We start from the raw sequence: 15622 nt of genomic DNA on the forward strand, positions 1-15622 counted from the left end.
TCCCCCAAGTGCTGTGCCACTTTCGCATCAGACGGATCACCCAGCATTGATACAGGTCAAAAAACCGGCAGCAATCCGCCAGCTTATACATTCAAATCTTGCAATGTGTCTGACCTTCCCCTATCTCAGGGATCAGACAGCCAATGGGAGACGACAATGACCCCCACCGTTCAGGGTTTCTTTGACGAAGCCACCAATACCATCACCTATGTGGTGACCGAGCCCGAAGGCAAAGCCTGCGCCGTGATCGATTCCGTCCTTGATTTCGACTATGCGTCAGGCCGGACTGACACCCGCTCTGCCGATCAGGTCATCGCCTATATTCAGGAAAAGGGCCTTGATCTGCACTGGATTCTGGAAACCCACGTGCATGCCGACCACCTCTCTGCCGCGCCCTATATTCAGGAGCGTCTGGGCGGCAAGATCGGGATCGGCGACCGCATTACCGTGGTACAGAACACCTTTGGCAAGATCTTCAACGAGGGCACCCGGTTTCAGCGCGACGGCTCGCAGTTCGATCAGCTGTTCCACGAAGGCGACAGCTTTCACATCGGTCAGTTGCGCGGCGATGTGCTGCACACGCCCGGCCACACGCCTGCCTGCCTGACCTATGTGATCGGCGATGCAGCCTTTGTCGGTGACACGCTGTTCATGCCCGATTTCGGCACGGCGCGCTGCGATTTCCCCGGTGGCTCCGCTGCGACGCTGTTCGATTCCGTCCAAAAGATCATGGCCCTGCCGGATCAGACCCGGATTTTCGTCTGCCATGATTACAAGGCACCGGGCCGGGAAGAATTCGCCTGGGAAACCACGGTCGGCGCGCAAAAGGCGCTGAATGTTCATGTCGGCGGCGGCAAAAGCCGCGAAGACTTCGTGGCCATGCGCGAAACCCGCGATGCCACGCTGGCAATGCCACGTCTGATCATCCCGTCGTTGCAGGTGAACATGCGCGCGGGGCAGATGCCGGAGCCCGAAGACAATGGCACCACCTATCTGAAAGTGCCGGTGAACGGGCTGTAAGCAGCCCCTCTTCTTTCACAGACAACAGGACTGCATATGCTGGAACAAGACTGGATCTGGGGCTTTGTCGGGGGCCTGATGATCGGCGGCGCGGGTGCGCTTTTTCTTTTGATGAATGGCCGGATCATGGGGGCCTCGGGCATTGTCGGCGGCCTCGTCGATGGCTCTGGCCGCAGCAATTGGGGTGAGCGGCTGGCCTTTCTGGCGGGCCTGATCCTGTTTCCGCCCCTGCTCGTCGGGCTGTATGACCACGTTGACACAAGGCTGACCGACAACATCTGGCTGCTGGTTGTCGCCGGGCTGTTGGTGGGGTTTGGCACGCGGCTGGCCAATGGCTGCACCTCGGGCCACGGGGTGTGCGGCATTTCGCGCCTGTCCTGGCGCGGCATGGCGGCCACCATCGCCTATATCGCGGCGGGCGGTGTGGTCGTTCTGCTCTTCCGTCACTGGCTGGGGGTAATCTGACATGAAGCGCATGGTGTTTTCCGCCCTGTCCGGGGCGTTGTTTGGTGCGGGACTGCTGGTGTCGGGCATGGTCGATACCGTCAAGGTGCAGGGCTGGCTCGACGTGTTCGGCGCATGGGATCCGACACTGGCCTTTGTGATGGGCGGCGCGATCCTGCCGATGGCAATCGCCTGGCAGGTGGCAGAGCGGCGCAAGACCGCTGTGCTGGGCACGCCGATTCCCGACCGGCTGCCGCAAAAACTGGATCGCAACCTGATCCTTGGCTCGGTGCTGTTCGGTGCGGGCTGGGGGCTGGTGGGGCTCTGCCCCGGCCCGGCCTTTGCGGCGGCTTTCCTGAACGGCGCAAGCGGTCTGGTCTTTCTTGTTGCGATGCTCGCCGCTATGGTCGCCACGCCCGCATTGCGCCGCGCCCTGACCCCCAAAGGAGATACCGCATGGACATCCGCCCGCTGACCCCCGACTACGCCGTTTCCCCCCAGATCGACCCCGAGGATTTTGCGGCGATCAAGGCGGCGGGCTATACACGGGTGATCAACAACCGCCCCGATGCGGAAATCCCGCCCTCGCATCACACCGCCGCCATGCAGGCGGCGGCAGAGGCGGCAGGGCTGGAGTTTGTGGCAAACCCAGTCATCGGCGGCGCGTTGACCATGGCCAATGTGACCGCACAGGCCGAGGCGATCACCTCTGCCACCGGCCCGGTGCTGGCCTATTGTGCCAGTGGCAACCGCTCGTCGATTTGCTGGGCACTGGCACAGGCGGGCGAGAAGCCGACCGATGAGTTGATCGGCATCCCGGCCCGCCACGGCTACAACCTCGAAGCGCTGCGGCCCCAGATCGAGACGCTGGCCAAGCGCTAAGCGAATGCGCCACGCCTAATCGGTCCCCGTGGCGGGAAAGCTTGCGAAATCAAACGCCAGCGGCGCATCGCCGGCTGGCGTTTCCGATTCCCACGACCCTGCTGGAAAGTCTGCCGGTGCGGCGGCGGCAAATGCGACCGGCGGGTGCGTCGCCTGGTCATCCTGCCATTCGCCAGAGGTCAGGCGGATCGCGCGCATGCCGCGGTGCTGGCCCAGTTTGCCTTCGGCCACGCAGCGCCCGTCCAGCCCCTCAAACCGGATGCGGTCCAGCGCTGCACTGGGCAACGGCAGCACCGTATTGACCGACAGGCACATCACCTCGGTCAATGGCAGCGACATCCGCGCCACCACCGCCTCGATCTGACACGTCGCCGCCTCGACCCGCGTGGCGAGTGCTGCGGCAAAGGCCGGGCGGGCCACCGCATCGGGCACGGCATTTGCCTTGCGACGCGGCTTGCGTCCCCGCCCCTCTGCCGGGAGGATCAGAATCATGTCCCCCACCCGCGCGCCATGGGCCAGCGACAGCCGCGCGGTCAGCGCGCGATAGCTGATGTCTTCCAGCAGCAGCCCCAGCGGCCGCGCCTCTTCGATAAAAGAGGCATAGCGGAAACCGCTGGTCCAGATCAGATCGCCATCTTCCGCCAGCGCCTCTTCCAGATGCGACAGGGCCAGATCGACCAGCGGCGACAGCATGGCGGCATCGGTGCGGGTGGGTTTGCGCGGGTCGGGCGTCTGGTTGCCACATTTGCCCATTGTCAGCACCTCGATCAGCGCCGTCAGCAGATCGGGCGACAGGATCAGCAGACCCAGCCCCTCCTGCGGCCCTTCCAGCATCAGGATCAGCGCGCGTTCGGGCGGCAGGTCCAGCAGTTCGGCCAGCGACAGCCGGCTTATGCTCAGACTTGCGAAATCGACCGGCAGCTGCATCATGTCGCGCGTCGCGCGGGCAAAAGCCACCCGCCACGCCCGGTCTGCCCCCGGACCGCCCTCAATGGCGGCTTGCTGCCCGGTCAGCAGTTTTTTACGTATCACCTCACCCGCCACGGCGATCCCATCCTTGCCCGCTTTGGATCAGTTTCGTGCAGTGGGGTTACCAAATGGTTTACATCACCCGCCGCATCCGCTGTTTCACCCGGCTTTGCGCTCCAGCCGCAACGGCACCGCCACACGGAACGCCGCCCCGCCCTGCCCCGGCAGATAGGTGATCGTGCCACCCAGATTGGCCATCACCTCGCGGCAGATCGCCAGCCCCAGTCCCGCGCCCCCGGCGCGGGTCTGATCGGTCAGCCGGGCAAATTTCTCGAAGATCAGCGCCTGGCTGTCCTTGGCAATCCCCGAGCCGTTGTCGACAAAATCCACCGTCACCCGCCCGCCTTTTTGCCGCACCGATATGCGCAGCTCGGGCGATGCCGCATCACAATATTTGCGCGCGTTCGAGATCAGATTGATGAACACCTGCACCAGCCGGTCGGCATCGGTGCGGATAAAGATATTCTCCATCGGCAGATCCCGGTGAATGATGAAACTGCGCTCGGGCTTGGTGTGACTGGCCGATGCCAGCGCCCGGTCGATCATCTGGCTCAGGTTCGACAGCCCCAGATTCAGCTGCACCGTGCCGTTTTCCAGCACCGACAGATCCAGCAGATCATCCAGCAGCCGGGTCAGGCGCTTTGCCTCGTCATGAATGATGCGGCCATAGTTCGCCACCAGCTCGGGCGGCAGATCGCCCTCGGTCAAAATCTCGGAAAACGCCCGGATCGAGGTCATCGGCGTGCGCAGCTCATGGCTGATCTGGCTCAGGAACGCATCTTTCTGGATCGACAGCTGCATCAGCTTTTCATTGGCCTCGCGCAGCGCCCGTGCGGTGCGGGTCACCTCTTCCTGCTGGCTTTCCAGCCGGGCCGAATACTCCATGATCTGCGCCGACTCGCTGGCCACCGCCATCAGGTCTTCGACCGTCACCGTGGCGCGGCCCGCAAGCTGGCTCATCATCGCGTGGGCGGTCGCCGCCCCCACCGATCCCGCCAGCCGACGTTCCAGCCGCGCCATGAACTCCGGCGTCGGGTCCGGCAGATACCCTGCCTTGCCCTGCCCCTTCGCTTCGGCCTCGAAAAACACCAGCGCATCCTCATCGCCCATGATCCGCTGTGACATCACCAGCAGATCTTCGGGTTCCGCCAGCCCGCGCTGCCAGCCGCGCGGGCTGCCCGTGGTCGTGTCAAACACCCGCACAAAGGCCGCGCCCTGCATCCGCTCCACCGGGCCGGGAAAGGTCAGCAGCGATCCGGTCAGAAATGCCGCCGTGTTCAGAAACATCGACCAGAACAGCGCGTGCAGCAGCGGGTCCATGGTCGATACCCCGAACAAGGCGCGTGGTCGCAGCCAGCCGATGCCCCATGGCCCGTCGATGAACACCATGGCCGGAATCACCGCATCGGCACCGAATGAGGGTAAGAACAGGGTATAGGCCCAGACCACGAACCCCACCGTCATTCCCAGCGCCGCCCCGATCCGGGTCGCACCGCGCCAGAAGATGCCAAACACCATCGCCGGCAGAAACTGCGCCACGCCGACAAAGGCGATCAGGCCGATCGCCGCCAGCGCCGTCGATCCGCCCGACATCCGGTAATAGGCATAGCCCAAGCCCAGCACCACGCCGATGGAAATCCGCCGCGACAGCAGGACCAGCCGCCGCACATCGCCTGAAACGGCGCGTGACGGGCGCAGCCGCAGCCAGACCGGCATGACGATATGGTTGGAGACCATGGTGGCCAGCGCAATCGACTCGACGATCACCATCGAGGTGGCCGAGGAAAACCCGCCCAAAAAGGCCAGCATCGCCAGCGCGCCCTGCCCTTCGGCGAGCGGCAGCGTCAGCACGAACATATCCGGGTTGGCCCCCGCCGGCAGCCGTTCCAGCCCCATCACCGCAATCGGCACGATGAACAGGCTCATCGCGAACAGATACAGCGGAAACGCCCAGGACGCGGTGGCCAGATGCCGCTCATCAGCATTTTCGACCACCATCACCTGAAACATGCGTGGCAGGCAGATCACTGCCGCCCCCGCCGCAAACAACAGCCCGGCCCATCGGCCCGGTTGCAGGTTCCAGTCGGCAATCTCTGACGCGTCAATCCGCGCGATCATGTCGGCCGGCCCATCGGCCATGAACCAGACCACGAACACCCCCACCGCGATCAGCGCAATCAGCTTGACCACCGCCTCCACCGCGATGGCGGTGACGATGCCATGGTGCTGCTCCTTGGCATCCAGATTGCGGGTGCCGAACAGAATGGTGAACAACGCCAGCCCGCCCGCGACCCAGACCGCCGTGGCCTCGGTGCCCGGCGGCGAGAACCCGTCATCGGTCGGGCTGGCAAAGACGCTGAACGACAGCGTGACCGACTGCAGTTGCAGCGCGATATAGGGCGTGGCCGCCACCACCGCGATCACCGTCACGATCACGCCCAGCAGGTTGGACTTGCCAAACCGGCTGGAGATCAGGTCGGCGATCGAGGTCACGCGCTGTTGCCGCCCGATCCGCACCAGCTTGCGCAGGATCCACCACCAGCCGATGAACACAATCGTCGGCCCCAGATAGATCGTCAGAAACTCTAAGCCAGACCGCGCCGCATAGCCGACCGCGCCGTAAAACGTCCAGGCGGTGCAATAGATCGACAGAGACAGCGTGTAGATCAACGGCGATTGCAGCCAGCCCAGGCGGCCCCGGTCCGCCCGCCGCTCGGCGGCCCAAGCGACGCCGAACAGAAAGATCACATAGGCCAGACAGGACAGGACCAGAATGTTAAAGGGCATCGCCGCGCGCCCCTATTGCCCAAGGCCCTGATCGCCGGGCGCATCGGGGTCGTCCTCATCCGTGGCGTTCAGACTGCGCGAGATCAGCATGGCCAGACCGATCAGCACCGCCCAGACCACAAACAGATAAATCCCGTCAGGTGCGGTATCGCGGTGAAACGTGTCCTGCGGTGCCCAAAGCACGGGCAACAGCATCAGAAACACCCCGATCACCGGCAACAGCCGGGCCGCATCCCGCCGCCTGCGCTGGCGGTAGCTGGCCGGGCGCAGGAACAAGGGCGGCGTGTGCGGGGCTTGGGCCATGGCGTCAGCCCTGCGTCAGCGCCCGCACAGCGGCGCGCATGTCATCGTTCGAGAAGGGCTTGGTCATGAAATGGCTCGCCCCGGCGCGTTCCGCCGCTTCACGGTCGCGGCCCTGCCCTTTGGCGGTCAGCATCATCACCGGCAGCGATTGCGTCGTCGGGTCTGCGCGCAGCTGTATCAGGATTTCCAGCCCACTCAGGCCGGGCAGCATCAGATCAAGGATCACCAGATCCGGCATCGCCGCCCGCACCGCATCCAGCGCGCCGGTGCCATCGGCAAGCGCCGTCACATCGCAGCCGTCGCGCGACAGGATAAACCGAATAGCCTCGGAGATGTTCGGCTCATCCTCGATGAGCAGCACACGCGCCGTCATATGTGTTGGTTCCCCCCTCCGGCCTGCAACCGGATGCAAACAGACTATCCGGCGAATGCCGGGGTATGTCAAAGCACTATTGCACACCCGCCGCCGTCCCGGCTTCGGCCAGAATCGAGGGCTCGCGCCGCGCCGGGCACCGCCCGCGCGGGCAGATCCGGCACGAACTGCCAATCGCCAGCACCGGCCCCACGCCTCGCGGCGCGTCATCGGGCAGGATCAGCATCGCCGCCTCGCGCAACTCCGGCCCGGCAAAGCCCTGTGGCAACCGGGTCTCGCAGATCGACAGCGTGCGGAACACCCGCGCCGCCCGCCCCGCCGGTTCCACCCGCGCCACAAGCGGCGTCATAGGCCGCGCCAGCGCCGCAAACAGCGGCCAGAGCGGGCACGCCGCGCCGAAACGCGGCAAGGCAAAGCCATCGACCGGCTTGCGGAACAGCAAGGTGCCAGAGGCATCGCAGATCACCAGCCCCGCCACCGACCCTGGCAGCAGCGCGATCCGCCGCATCACCGCCAGCACCGAAAGCCCCGTGTCACGCGCCAATACTGCCGGATCATCCTCACCCCGCGCCAACGCCGCGCGCAAGGCGGCATCGGGCAGGTTCTGCGCCTCTGCCGCCGCCTGCCGCAGAAAATCGGCCGCCAACGAGCGCGCGGCGGCTGAGGCAAGGCCCGCCACCTCGGTCAGCAGCTGTGCCAGCCCTTCCGGCTGTTCCAGCTCGGCCAGTTGCCAGCCGCGCGCGGCCAGCCAGCCTTCCACCTCTTCCTGCGGGGCGGCCAGCCCGGTATCGACCGCCGTATCCGAGCCGTCGAGATAGGCCACCAGCGCCTCGGCCCCGGCGGCGAGCCTTTCGCTGTCCTGATGCAGGTTCTGGTGGAACCGTTCGCGCCAATCCGGCTCGATATCTTCGGTATCTGCCAGAATCGCAGCGGTGGAGCGCACCGAGGCCAGCGCCGACAGCACCTCATGCAGCGATGCCGACAGATGCGGATCATGGGTCAGCCGGTCATTGAGCGCACCAACCGCACGTTCCAGCTGCGCCGCGCGATGATGCTGCGCCGCCAGCACTGCGGCCCAGCCCGGAAAGCGGCCCGCGAAATCCTCGATCCGATCCAGCTCCGGTTTCTCGCCCGGCGCGGTCGAGGCTGCGGCGCGCAGATCGTCAATCAGCGCCCCGCCCGCGCCTTCGGACAGGATCGCCGTCTCGGTGCCCAGCACCCCGGCCAGACGCTCCAGCACCTCGGCCCCGACCCGCCGGCGGTTGTGTTCGATCAGGTTCAGATAGCTGGCCGAAATCCCCACCGCCTGCGCCACATCGCCTTGCCGCAACCCCAGCGCCAGCCGCCGCTCGCGGATCAGGCTGCCAGTCAGGCTGGCGGGTGATGACGGCGGGCTGTTGGGCATGGCGGCAACCTGATGCGGGAAGCGCCATCTTTACAACTGCCAGTGAAGTTTACAAGGAAATGTCAAACCCGCTCAGGGTGCCAGCAACCGCATATACAGCGTTTCCAGAAACGCCCCGGCCTCGGCATAGGGGTCATGTCCCTCGCCCAGAACTGTGCGGACCTGCACATCGAAGTCGGCATAATGCTGCGTCAGCGCCCAGATCGAGAACACCAGATGCACCGGGTCCAGCCTTGCAATCCGCCCCTCCTCCATCCAGTGCCGCAGCACTTTCGCCTTTTCGGCCACCAGCGCAGTCAGATCGCCCTCGATCGCCTCTCGCATCCGGGGCGCGCCTTGCAGAATCTCAATCGCAAACAACCGGCTTTCGCGCGGGTAATCGCGGCTCAGCTCCAGCTTGCGACGGACATAGCCCATCACCTCGGCCACCGGATCGCCGTTCGGGTCCATCTCGCGCAGCGGGTCCAGCCAGGTTTCCAACAGCCGGGTCAGCAAGGTCTGGTGGATCGCCTCTTTCGACGGAAAATAATACAGCAGATTGGGCTTTGACAGCCCCGCCCCCTCGGCGATCTGATCCAGCGTCGCCCCCCGAAAACCATGGGCGGAAAACACATCAAGCGCAGCCTCAAGGATGGTTTCGGAATTCCTGATCTGGATACGGGTCTTTGGTCTTGGCATTGTGTCGTCATTCCTGCGGCCGAAGGGACAGGGTGGCGCAGAATGCGCCATCATGCAATTGGCAGAGCGTTGGCTGGTTATGCTAAGATCAAGGGGGATCCGGCGGGCACTTGACTGGCTTGGCCGCAGTGATAGCAAGATCTGACCATCCGGTCAAAACCCATCCGCGCGCCGCAAGGCCGCCCCAACAGGAACCCCGACACCATGGCGCTGGACCGCAAAACCCCCAATGACCTGAACGCCTTCTGGATGCCCTTTACCGCCAACCGCCAGTTCAAGAAGAACCCGCGCATGTTTGTGGCGGCCAAAGACATGCACTACACCACCAGCGATGGCCGTCAGGTGCTGGATGGCACGGCGGGGCTGTGGTGCTGCAACGCGGGCCATTGCCGGCCAAAGATCACCGAGGCGATCCAGAAGCAGGCGGCAGAGCTGGACTATGCGCCCGCGTTCCAGATGGGCCACCCGGTTGCGTTCGAGCTGGCCAACCGCATCGTCGAGATGGCGCCGAAGGGGATAGAGCATGTATTCTACACGAACTCCGGCTCGGAAAGCGTTGAAACGGCACTGAAACTCGCGATTGCCTATCACCGCGCCAAGGGCCAGGGCACCCGCACCCGGCTGATCGGGCGCGAACGCGGCTATCATGGCGTGAACTTCGGCGGCATCTCGGTCGGCGGCATCGTCAACAACCGTCGGCATTTTGGCAGCCTTCTCAATGGGGTGGACCATCTTCCTCACACGCATCTGCCGGATGAAAACCGCTGGTCGCGCGGCCAGCCCGAGCATGGCGCATGGCTGGCCGATGATCTGGAAAAGCTGGTGGCGCTGCACGGGGCCGAAACCATCGCCGCCGTGATCGTGGAGCCGGTTGCGGGGTCCACCGGCGTGATCCTGCCGCCAAAGGGCTATCTGGAAAAGCTGCGGGCGATTACGAAAAAGCACGGCATCCTGCTGATTTTCGACGAGGTCATCACCGGCTTTGGCCGCCTCGGCGCGCCCTTTGCCTCGCAGTATTTCGACGTGCTGCCCGACATGATGACCACCGCCAAGGGCCTGACCAATGGTGTGATTCCGATGGGCGCGGTGCTGACCACGGCGGATGTGCATGACGCCTTCATGGACGGCCCCGAGCACATGATCGAGCTGTTCCACGGCTACACCTATTCCGGTAACCCGATTGCCAGCGCCGCCGGGATCGCCACGCTGGAAACCTACAAGGAGGAGCAGCTGTTCGAGCGCGCCGCCGACATCGCCCCCTATTGGGAGGATGCGCTGCATTCCTTGCGCGACTCGCGCCATGTGACCGACGTGCGCAACATGGGTCTGATCGGCGCGGTGGAGCTGGACCCGATTGCGGGCGAGCCTACAAAGCGGGCATTTGCGGCGTTTCTGGCAGCTTACGACAAAAACATCCTGATCCGCACCACTGGCGACATCATCGCCATGTCACCGCCGCTGATGATCAGCACGGCGCAGATCGACACGCTGATCGGCACTTTGGCCGATGTGCTGAAAACGCTTGAGTGAACCGACTGTCAAAGCCCGGCCCCGGTCCGGGATTTGACCTCAGATATCCAGCACCGGCTCGCCATCAAAAAACGCCTCATGCTCGGAGCGGATCCGGCGGATCTGCACCTTGATCCGCGACAGATGAGCGTGCATCGCAGCCATCGCGCCCGGCGCGTCGCGCGCACGCAGCGCCGCCATCACCTGCAAATGATCGCCAAACGCATCCTGCGAGGCGAAGGACAGCGACAAAAACCGTACCCGGTCCATATGCGCCTTGTTCTCACGGATGATATCCCAGGCAAAGCCATGGCCGCTGCGCTCACAGATTTCGCGGTGAAAAAGGTCGTCCAGCGCATGAAACCCCACCGCATCGCGGGCCTCGACCGCGGCACGCTGTTGCTCCAGCACTGTGTCCAGCGCGGCAAAGTCACCCTCTCCCAGCCGCACACAAGCCATGCGCACGGTTTCCGCCTCGATGGCCGAGCGGATGAAGCGCGCCTGCATCACCGCCGCCTCGGAGATCGCCGAGACCACCGTGGCACGCTGCGGACGGATGGTCAGAAACCCCAGCGTTGACAGCCGGTAAAACGCATCGCGCACCGGTTGGCGCGACACCCCCATGATCTTTGCCACATCCACCTCTGACATCCGGGTGCCGGGTGGCAGATCAAGGGCAAGGATCTGGCGGTGCAGCTCTTCGAAAACCGCATCGGTGACAGACGGCCGGCTGATTGGCTCCAGCACTTTCAGAAGCGCGCTATCAGACATCGTCCCTCCGTTGACAGGTTTCGCATACTAGCATATTAGTTTGCCAGTCGCTTGAAAAGCATCTTTCGCCGATCAAGCGCACAGGGAGAGGGAAATACAAGTGCCACTGCTGGACTCTGATCGCCTGTTTCCGCTCGAATCAGACGCCCGTGGTCTGGCCCGCGCGCTGTATGACACGGTGGCGGATCTGCCGATCATCAGCCCGCATGGCCACACCGATCCGCGCTGGTATGCGACCGATGAGGCGTTTCCCGATCCTGCGCAGCTGTTGGTGACGCCCGATCATTATGTGTTCCGTATGCTGTGCTCGCAAGGTATCGCGCTGACCGATCTGGGGGTGCCGCGCGCTGATGGCGGCCCGACCGAGACCGATGGCCGCAAGATCTGGCATCTGTTCGCGCAGAATTATCACCTGTTCCGGGGCACGCCGTCGCGGCTGTGGCTGGACCATGCGTTTCAGACGATCTTCGGCTTCGATGTGCCGCTGTCGACGGCCACCGCCGATGACTATTACGACCGCATCGCAAGTGCATTGGCCACCCCCGAATTCCGCCCGCGCGCGCTGTTTGACCGCTTCAACATCGAGGTGATCTCCACCACCGATGGCGCGCTGGATGATCTGCGCTGGCACCAGATGATCCGCGACTCGGGCTGGACAGGCCGCGTTGTGCCCGCCTACCGCCCAGATGCCGTGGTGGACCCGGAGTTTACCGGTTTCGCGCAGAACGTGGCGCGCTTGGGCGAGATCACTGGCGAAGACACGACGACATGGCAAGGCTATCTGAACGCGCACCGGATCCGGCGCGCGTTTTTCAAAAGCTACGGCTGCACCTCATCGGACCACGGCCACGCCACCGCCCGCACCGAAGACCTGCCACAGGATCAGGCGGCGCTGTTGTTTGCAAAGGCCCTGCGGGGCGAATGCTCGGCTGAGGAGGCCGACGCCTTTCGCGGCCAGATGCTGACCGAAATGGCGCGGATGAGCCTGGACGACGGGCTGGTGCTGCAGATCCACCCCGGATCACGGCGCAACCATTCCGACCCGATGCTGGCGATGTTCGGCCGCGACAAGGGCTTCGACATTCCGGGCCGCACCGATTACGTCGCCGCCCTGCGCCCGCTGTTGAACGCGGTCGGCATGGACCCACGGCTGTCGGTGATCGTGTTTACGCTGGACGAGTCGTCCTATGCCCGCGAACTGGCCCCGCTGGCCGGGGTCTATCCGGCACTGAAACTGGGGCCGGCCTGGTGGTTCCATGACAGCGCTGAGGGCATGCGCCGGTTCCGCGAAATGACCACCGAAACCGCAGGATTCTATAACACGGTGGGATTCAACGACGACACCCGCGCCTATCTGTCGATCCCCGCGCGCCATGATGTGGCCCGCCGGGTGGATTGCGCCTTTCTTGCCACGCTGGTCCGCACCGGCAGGCTGGCAGAGGGCGACGCATACGAGGTCGCACATGACCTTGCATACCGGCTTGCAAAGCAAGCCTACCGGCTGTGAAGCCATTCAACGGGAGGAGACTATAATGAAAAAATTCAACACCTTGGCCGCTGCCCTGCTGGCAACGACCGCCTTTGCGGGGGCCGCTTTCGCAGACTGCGAAGTGACCCTGAAATCATCCGACACCCACCCGGACGGCTACCCCACGGTAGATGCCGTCAAACACATGGGCGAGCTGCTGAAAGAGCGCAGCGCCGGGCGCATCTGTATCGAGGTGTTCCACTCCGCCCAGCTGGGCGAAGAGAAAGACACCATCGAGCAGACCAAGTTCGGGGTGATCGACTTCAACCGCGTGTCGATGGGTCCATTCAACAACATCATCGAGGAAACCAAGGTTGTCTCGCTGCCCTTCATCTTCCGCTCGACCGACCATATGCACCGCGTGATGGATGGCCCTGTGGGGGAAGAGATCCTCGCCGCATTCGAGCCGCATGGCTTTGTCGGTCTGGCCTATTTCGACGGCGGCTCGCGCTCGTTCTACAACAAGCAAAAGCCGATCACCTCGGTCGATGACCTGAAGGGCATGAAGATCCGCGTGATGCAGTCGGACGTGTTTGTCGACATGATGTCGGCCCTTGGCGCCAATGCCACGCCGATGCCTTACGGTGAGGTCTATTCCGGCATCCAGACCGGCGTGATCGACGGCGCGGAGAACAACTGGCCATCGTTTGAATCCTCGGGACACTACGAGGTCGCGGGCTACTACACGCTGAACCAGCACCTGATCGTTCCGGAAGTTCTGGTGATGTCGAAAGCCAGCTACGACAAGTTGAGCGCCGAAGATCAGGCGCTGGTCGTGCAGGCCGCAAAGGACTCGATCCCGGTCAACCGCGAGCTTTGGGCCGCGCGCGAGAAAGAGTCCGAGGCAAAGGTCCGCGCGGCAGGCGTGGAAGTGATTTCCGAGATCGACAAGACCCCGTTCATCGAAGCGATGGTCCCGGTCTATGAAAAGCATGCCAACACGCCAAAACTGCAGGATCTGGTCACCCGGATCCAAGCGACCGAGTGAGGCAAGCGGCGGGACCGGGGGTTTTAGACCTCCGGTCCCGCCGTGGGATATTCAAGCCAAGACAAAGGGGCGCCGCGCGCGGCATAGGGGGGCTTTATGCAACCGGGTTTGTTACGTCTGGCCGTCTGGCTGGGCTATGTCGCGAAAGCGGCGCTCTGGGTCGCCGGGGCGGGGCTGGTGGCGATGACCGCCATCATCGGCGCGCAGGTGTTTTTCCGCTATCTGCTGAACGATTCCATCATCTGGAGCGAGCCTGCTGCGGTGATCCTGATGGGATGGTTCATCTTTCTGGGGGCCGCAGTCGGTATCCGCGAAGGCTATCACCTGTCGTTCGACATCCTGCTCTATCTGGTGTCGCAGCGGGTCAAGCTGATCCTGTATTCGCTGTCCGACATTGTGGTGACCGGGTTCGGCATCGGCATGGTCTGGTTTGGCGGGCAGCTGATGGTGTCGGCCTATGGCATCACCCTGCCCTCACTCGGCATCACCGGGGCGGTGGATTTCATCCCCCTGGTCGTTGGCGGGGTGCTGATGGTGATTTTCTCACTGGAACGACTGGCGCGGCGGGCCGCTGGCTTGCCCACGGCACGTTTCGGCGAAACTGAACTCGAAGAGGTGGCGTGATGGAGCTTTGGGTTCTTTTTGGCACCTTTGGGGTGCTGCTGGCGATTGGCACGCCGGTGGCGTTTTGTCTGGGCGTGTCCAGCTTTGCCACGGTGCTGTATATGGGCCTGCCGCCGGTGGTGGTGTTCCAGCGGCTGAACTCTGGCGTGTCGGTATTTGCGCTGATGGCGATCCCGTTCTTTATATTTGCCGGTGAGGTGATGGTGCGCGGCGACATTGCCCGGCGGCTGATTGCCGTGGCGGGGGCTGCGGTCGGGCATTTCCGGGGCGGGTTGGGGCAGGTCAACATCGCCTCGTCCGTGCTGTTCGGCGGCATTTCCGGCTCGGCCGCCGCAGATGCCTCGGCCATCGGCGGGCTGATGGTGCCGCAGATGAAAGAACGCGGCTATGATGTTGATTACGCGGTCAATATCACGGTGGTCAGCTCGATCATCGCGCTGATGATCCCGCCGTCTCATAACATGATCATCTATTCGATCTCGGCCGGGGGCCGTTTGTCGATTGCCGATCTGTTCACCGCCGGGATCATTCCGGGCTTCATTCTCGCGCTTTCCCTTGCCGCCGCTGCTTGGTGGGTGGCGCGCAAGAAGAACTACCCGACCGAACCCTTTCCGGGCTGGTCCATGCTGGGCCTGTTGCTGATCAACGCCATCCCGGGGCTTTTGCTGATCGGGATCATCTTTGGCGGCGTGCGTTCGGGCGTGTTCACCGCGTCGGAGTCGTCCTGTATCGCCGCCATCTATGCGTTGGGTGTCACCACGCTGGCCTATCGCACCATGGGCTGGAATGATTTCGTCGGCGCGGTCAAGGCGGCGGTCCGCACCACCGCCATGGTCTTGCTGGTGATCGGCTGTGCCGCCTCCTTTGGCTGGCTGCTGGCTTACCTCAAGGTGCCGACCGCGATGATCGAGCTGATGCAGAGCGTCAGCCAGAACCCAATCGTGATCTTGCTGCTGATCAACGTGATCCTGCTGATCCTGGGCACCTTTATGGACATGTCGCCGCTGATCGTGATCACCACCCCGATTTTCCTGCCGGTCGCGACCGCCTTTGGCATCGATCCGGTGCATTTCGGGGTTATTCTGGTGCTGAACCTTGGTATCGGGCTGTGTACGCCCCCTGTGGGTGCGGTGCTGTTCGTTGGTTGCGCTGTCGGCAAGATCTCGGTCTGGCAGGCGGTGCGCACGATCTGGCCGTTCTATGGCGCGGCGTTCGCGACCCTGATGCTTGTCACCTATATCCCGGCGCTGTCCCTGTGGCTGCCCGCCCTGTTCCACTGAG

At 63.7% G+C, this 15622-nt stretch carries 16 protein-coding genes; 9 read left to right on the forward strand and 7 right to left on the reverse strand.

The features are described 5' to 3' along the window. Positions 1-156: 156 nt before the first annotated feature. From D1012_RS12090 to D1012_RS12105, 4 genes are read left to right on the forward strand one after another with little or no spacing between them, the layout of a single operon-like run. Complete coding sequence (locus tag D1012_RS12090) at positions 157-1020, forward strand: MBL fold metallo-hydrolase (RefSeq protein WP_118152540.1); 864 nt, start codon at positions 157-159, stop codon at positions 1018-1020. Between the two features lie 39 nt (positions 1021-1059). Continuing rightward, the gene (locus D1012_RS12095) at positions 1060-1485 is read left to right on the forward strand and encodes a YeeE/YedE family protein (protein ID WP_118152853.1); all 426 of its coding nucleotides are present in this window, start codon (positions 1060-1062) and stop codon (positions 1483-1485) included. Position 1486: 1 nt separating this feature from the next. Next, positions 1487-1939, forward strand: a complete 453-nt coding sequence (locus tag D1012_RS12100; protein ID WP_118152542.1) for a DUF6691 family protein — start codon at positions 1487-1489, stop codon at positions 1937-1939. Beyond that, a complete protein-coding gene (locus tag D1012_RS12105) occupies positions 1921-2346 on the forward strand; it encodes a protein tyrosine phosphatase family protein (RefSeq protein WP_118152545.1) in 426 nt (141 codons plus the stop codon). Before D1012_RS12100 ends, D1012_RS12105 begins: the two co-directional genes overlap by 19 nt. 15 nt (positions 2347-2361) lie before the next feature. Here the strand turns inward: D1012_RS12105 and D1012_RS12110 are convergent, their stop codons facing one another. From D1012_RS12110 to D1012_RS12135, 6 genes are all read right to left on the reverse strand, one after another. After that, the gene (locus tag D1012_RS12110) at positions 2362-3378 is read right to left on the reverse strand and encodes a FliM/FliN family flagellar motor switch protein (protein WP_147335684.1); all 1017 of its coding nucleotides are present in this window, start codon (positions 3376-3378) and stop codon (positions 2362-2364) included. Positions 3379-3474: 96 nt separating this feature from the next. Then, the gene (locus D1012_RS12115) at positions 3475-6162 is read right to left on the reverse strand and encodes an ATP-binding protein (RefSeq protein WP_118152549.1); all 2688 of its coding nucleotides are present in this window, start codon (positions 6160-6162) and stop codon (positions 3475-3477) included. A 12-nt stretch (positions 6163-6174) separates the two neighbouring features. Further along, on the reverse strand, positions 6175-6465 hold the full coding sequence (locus D1012_RS12120) for a hypothetical protein (RefSeq protein ID WP_118152551.1): 291 nt from the start codon (positions 6463-6465) through the stop codon (positions 6175-6177). A 4-nt stretch (positions 6466-6469) separates the two neighbouring features. After that, positions 6470-6838: a response regulator transcription factor gene (locus tag D1012_RS12125; RefSeq protein WP_118152553.1), complete on the reverse strand. Its 369-nt coding sequence runs from the start codon at positions 6836-6838 to the stop codon at positions 6470-6472. Positions 6839-6914: 76 nt separating this feature from the next. Beyond that, positions 6915-8243, reverse strand: coding sequence for an XRE family transcriptional regulator (locus tag D1012_RS12130; protein ID WP_118152555.1), 1329 nt, complete (start codon positions 8241-8243; stop codon positions 6915-6917). A gap of 72 nt (positions 8244-8315) precedes the next feature. Further along, complete coding sequence (locus D1012_RS12135; protein WP_118152557.1) at positions 8316-8921, reverse strand: TetR family transcriptional regulator C-terminal domain-containing protein; 606 nt, start codon at positions 8919-8921, stop codon at positions 8316-8318. A 204-nt stretch (positions 8922-9125) separates the two neighbouring features. Between D1012_RS12135 and aptA the strand changes: the two genes are divergently transcribed. Beyond that, positions 9126-10451, forward strand: a complete 1326-nt coding sequence (gene aptA / locus D1012_RS12140) for an omega-aminotransferase AptA (protein ID WP_118152559.1) — start codon at positions 9126-9128, stop codon at positions 10449-10451. Between the two features lie 39 nt (positions 10452-10490). Here aptA and D1012_RS12145 read toward each other — a convergent pair whose 3' ends face one another. Further along, a complete protein-coding gene (locus tag D1012_RS12145; RefSeq protein ID WP_118152561.1) occupies positions 10491-11201 on the reverse strand; it encodes a GntR family transcriptional regulator in 711 nt (236 codons plus the stop codon). Between the two features lie 100 nt (positions 11202-11301). On the opposite strand from D1012_RS12145, the gene uxaC reads away from it, so the two are divergent. The 4 genes from uxaC (at position 11302) to D1012_RS12165 (ending at position 15621) form a co-directional block, all read left to right on the forward strand. Continuing rightward, positions 11302-12708, forward strand: a complete 1407-nt coding sequence (uxaC, locus tag D1012_RS12150) for a glucuronate isomerase (RefSeq protein WP_118152563.1) — start codon at positions 11302-11304, stop codon at positions 12706-12708. Positions 12709-12733: 25 nt separating this feature from the next. Beyond that, positions 12734-13717: a TRAP transporter substrate-binding protein gene (locus D1012_RS12155; RefSeq protein WP_118152566.1), complete on the forward strand. Its 984-nt coding sequence runs from the start codon at positions 12734-12736 to the stop codon at positions 13715-13717. Positions 13718-13813: 96 nt separating this feature from the next. Further along, a complete protein-coding gene (locus D1012_RS12160) occupies positions 13814-14341 on the forward strand; it encodes a TRAP transporter small permease (protein ID WP_118152568.1) in 528 nt (175 codons plus the stop codon). Continuing rightward, positions 14341-15621: a TRAP transporter large permease gene (locus tag D1012_RS12165; protein ID WP_118152570.1), complete on the forward strand. Its 1281-nt coding sequence runs from the start codon at positions 14341-14343 to the stop codon at positions 15619-15621. Before D1012_RS12160 ends, D1012_RS12165 begins: the two co-directional genes overlap by 1 nt. Position 15622: the final 1 nt, after the last annotated feature.

The sequence above is a fragment of the Pseudotabrizicola alkalilacus genome (genome assembly GCF_003443995.1).
In the GTDB taxonomy this organism is placed as follows: domain Bacteria; phylum Pseudomonadota; class Alphaproteobacteria; order Rhodobacterales; family Rhodobacteraceae; genus Pseudotabrizicola; species Pseudotabrizicola alkalilacus.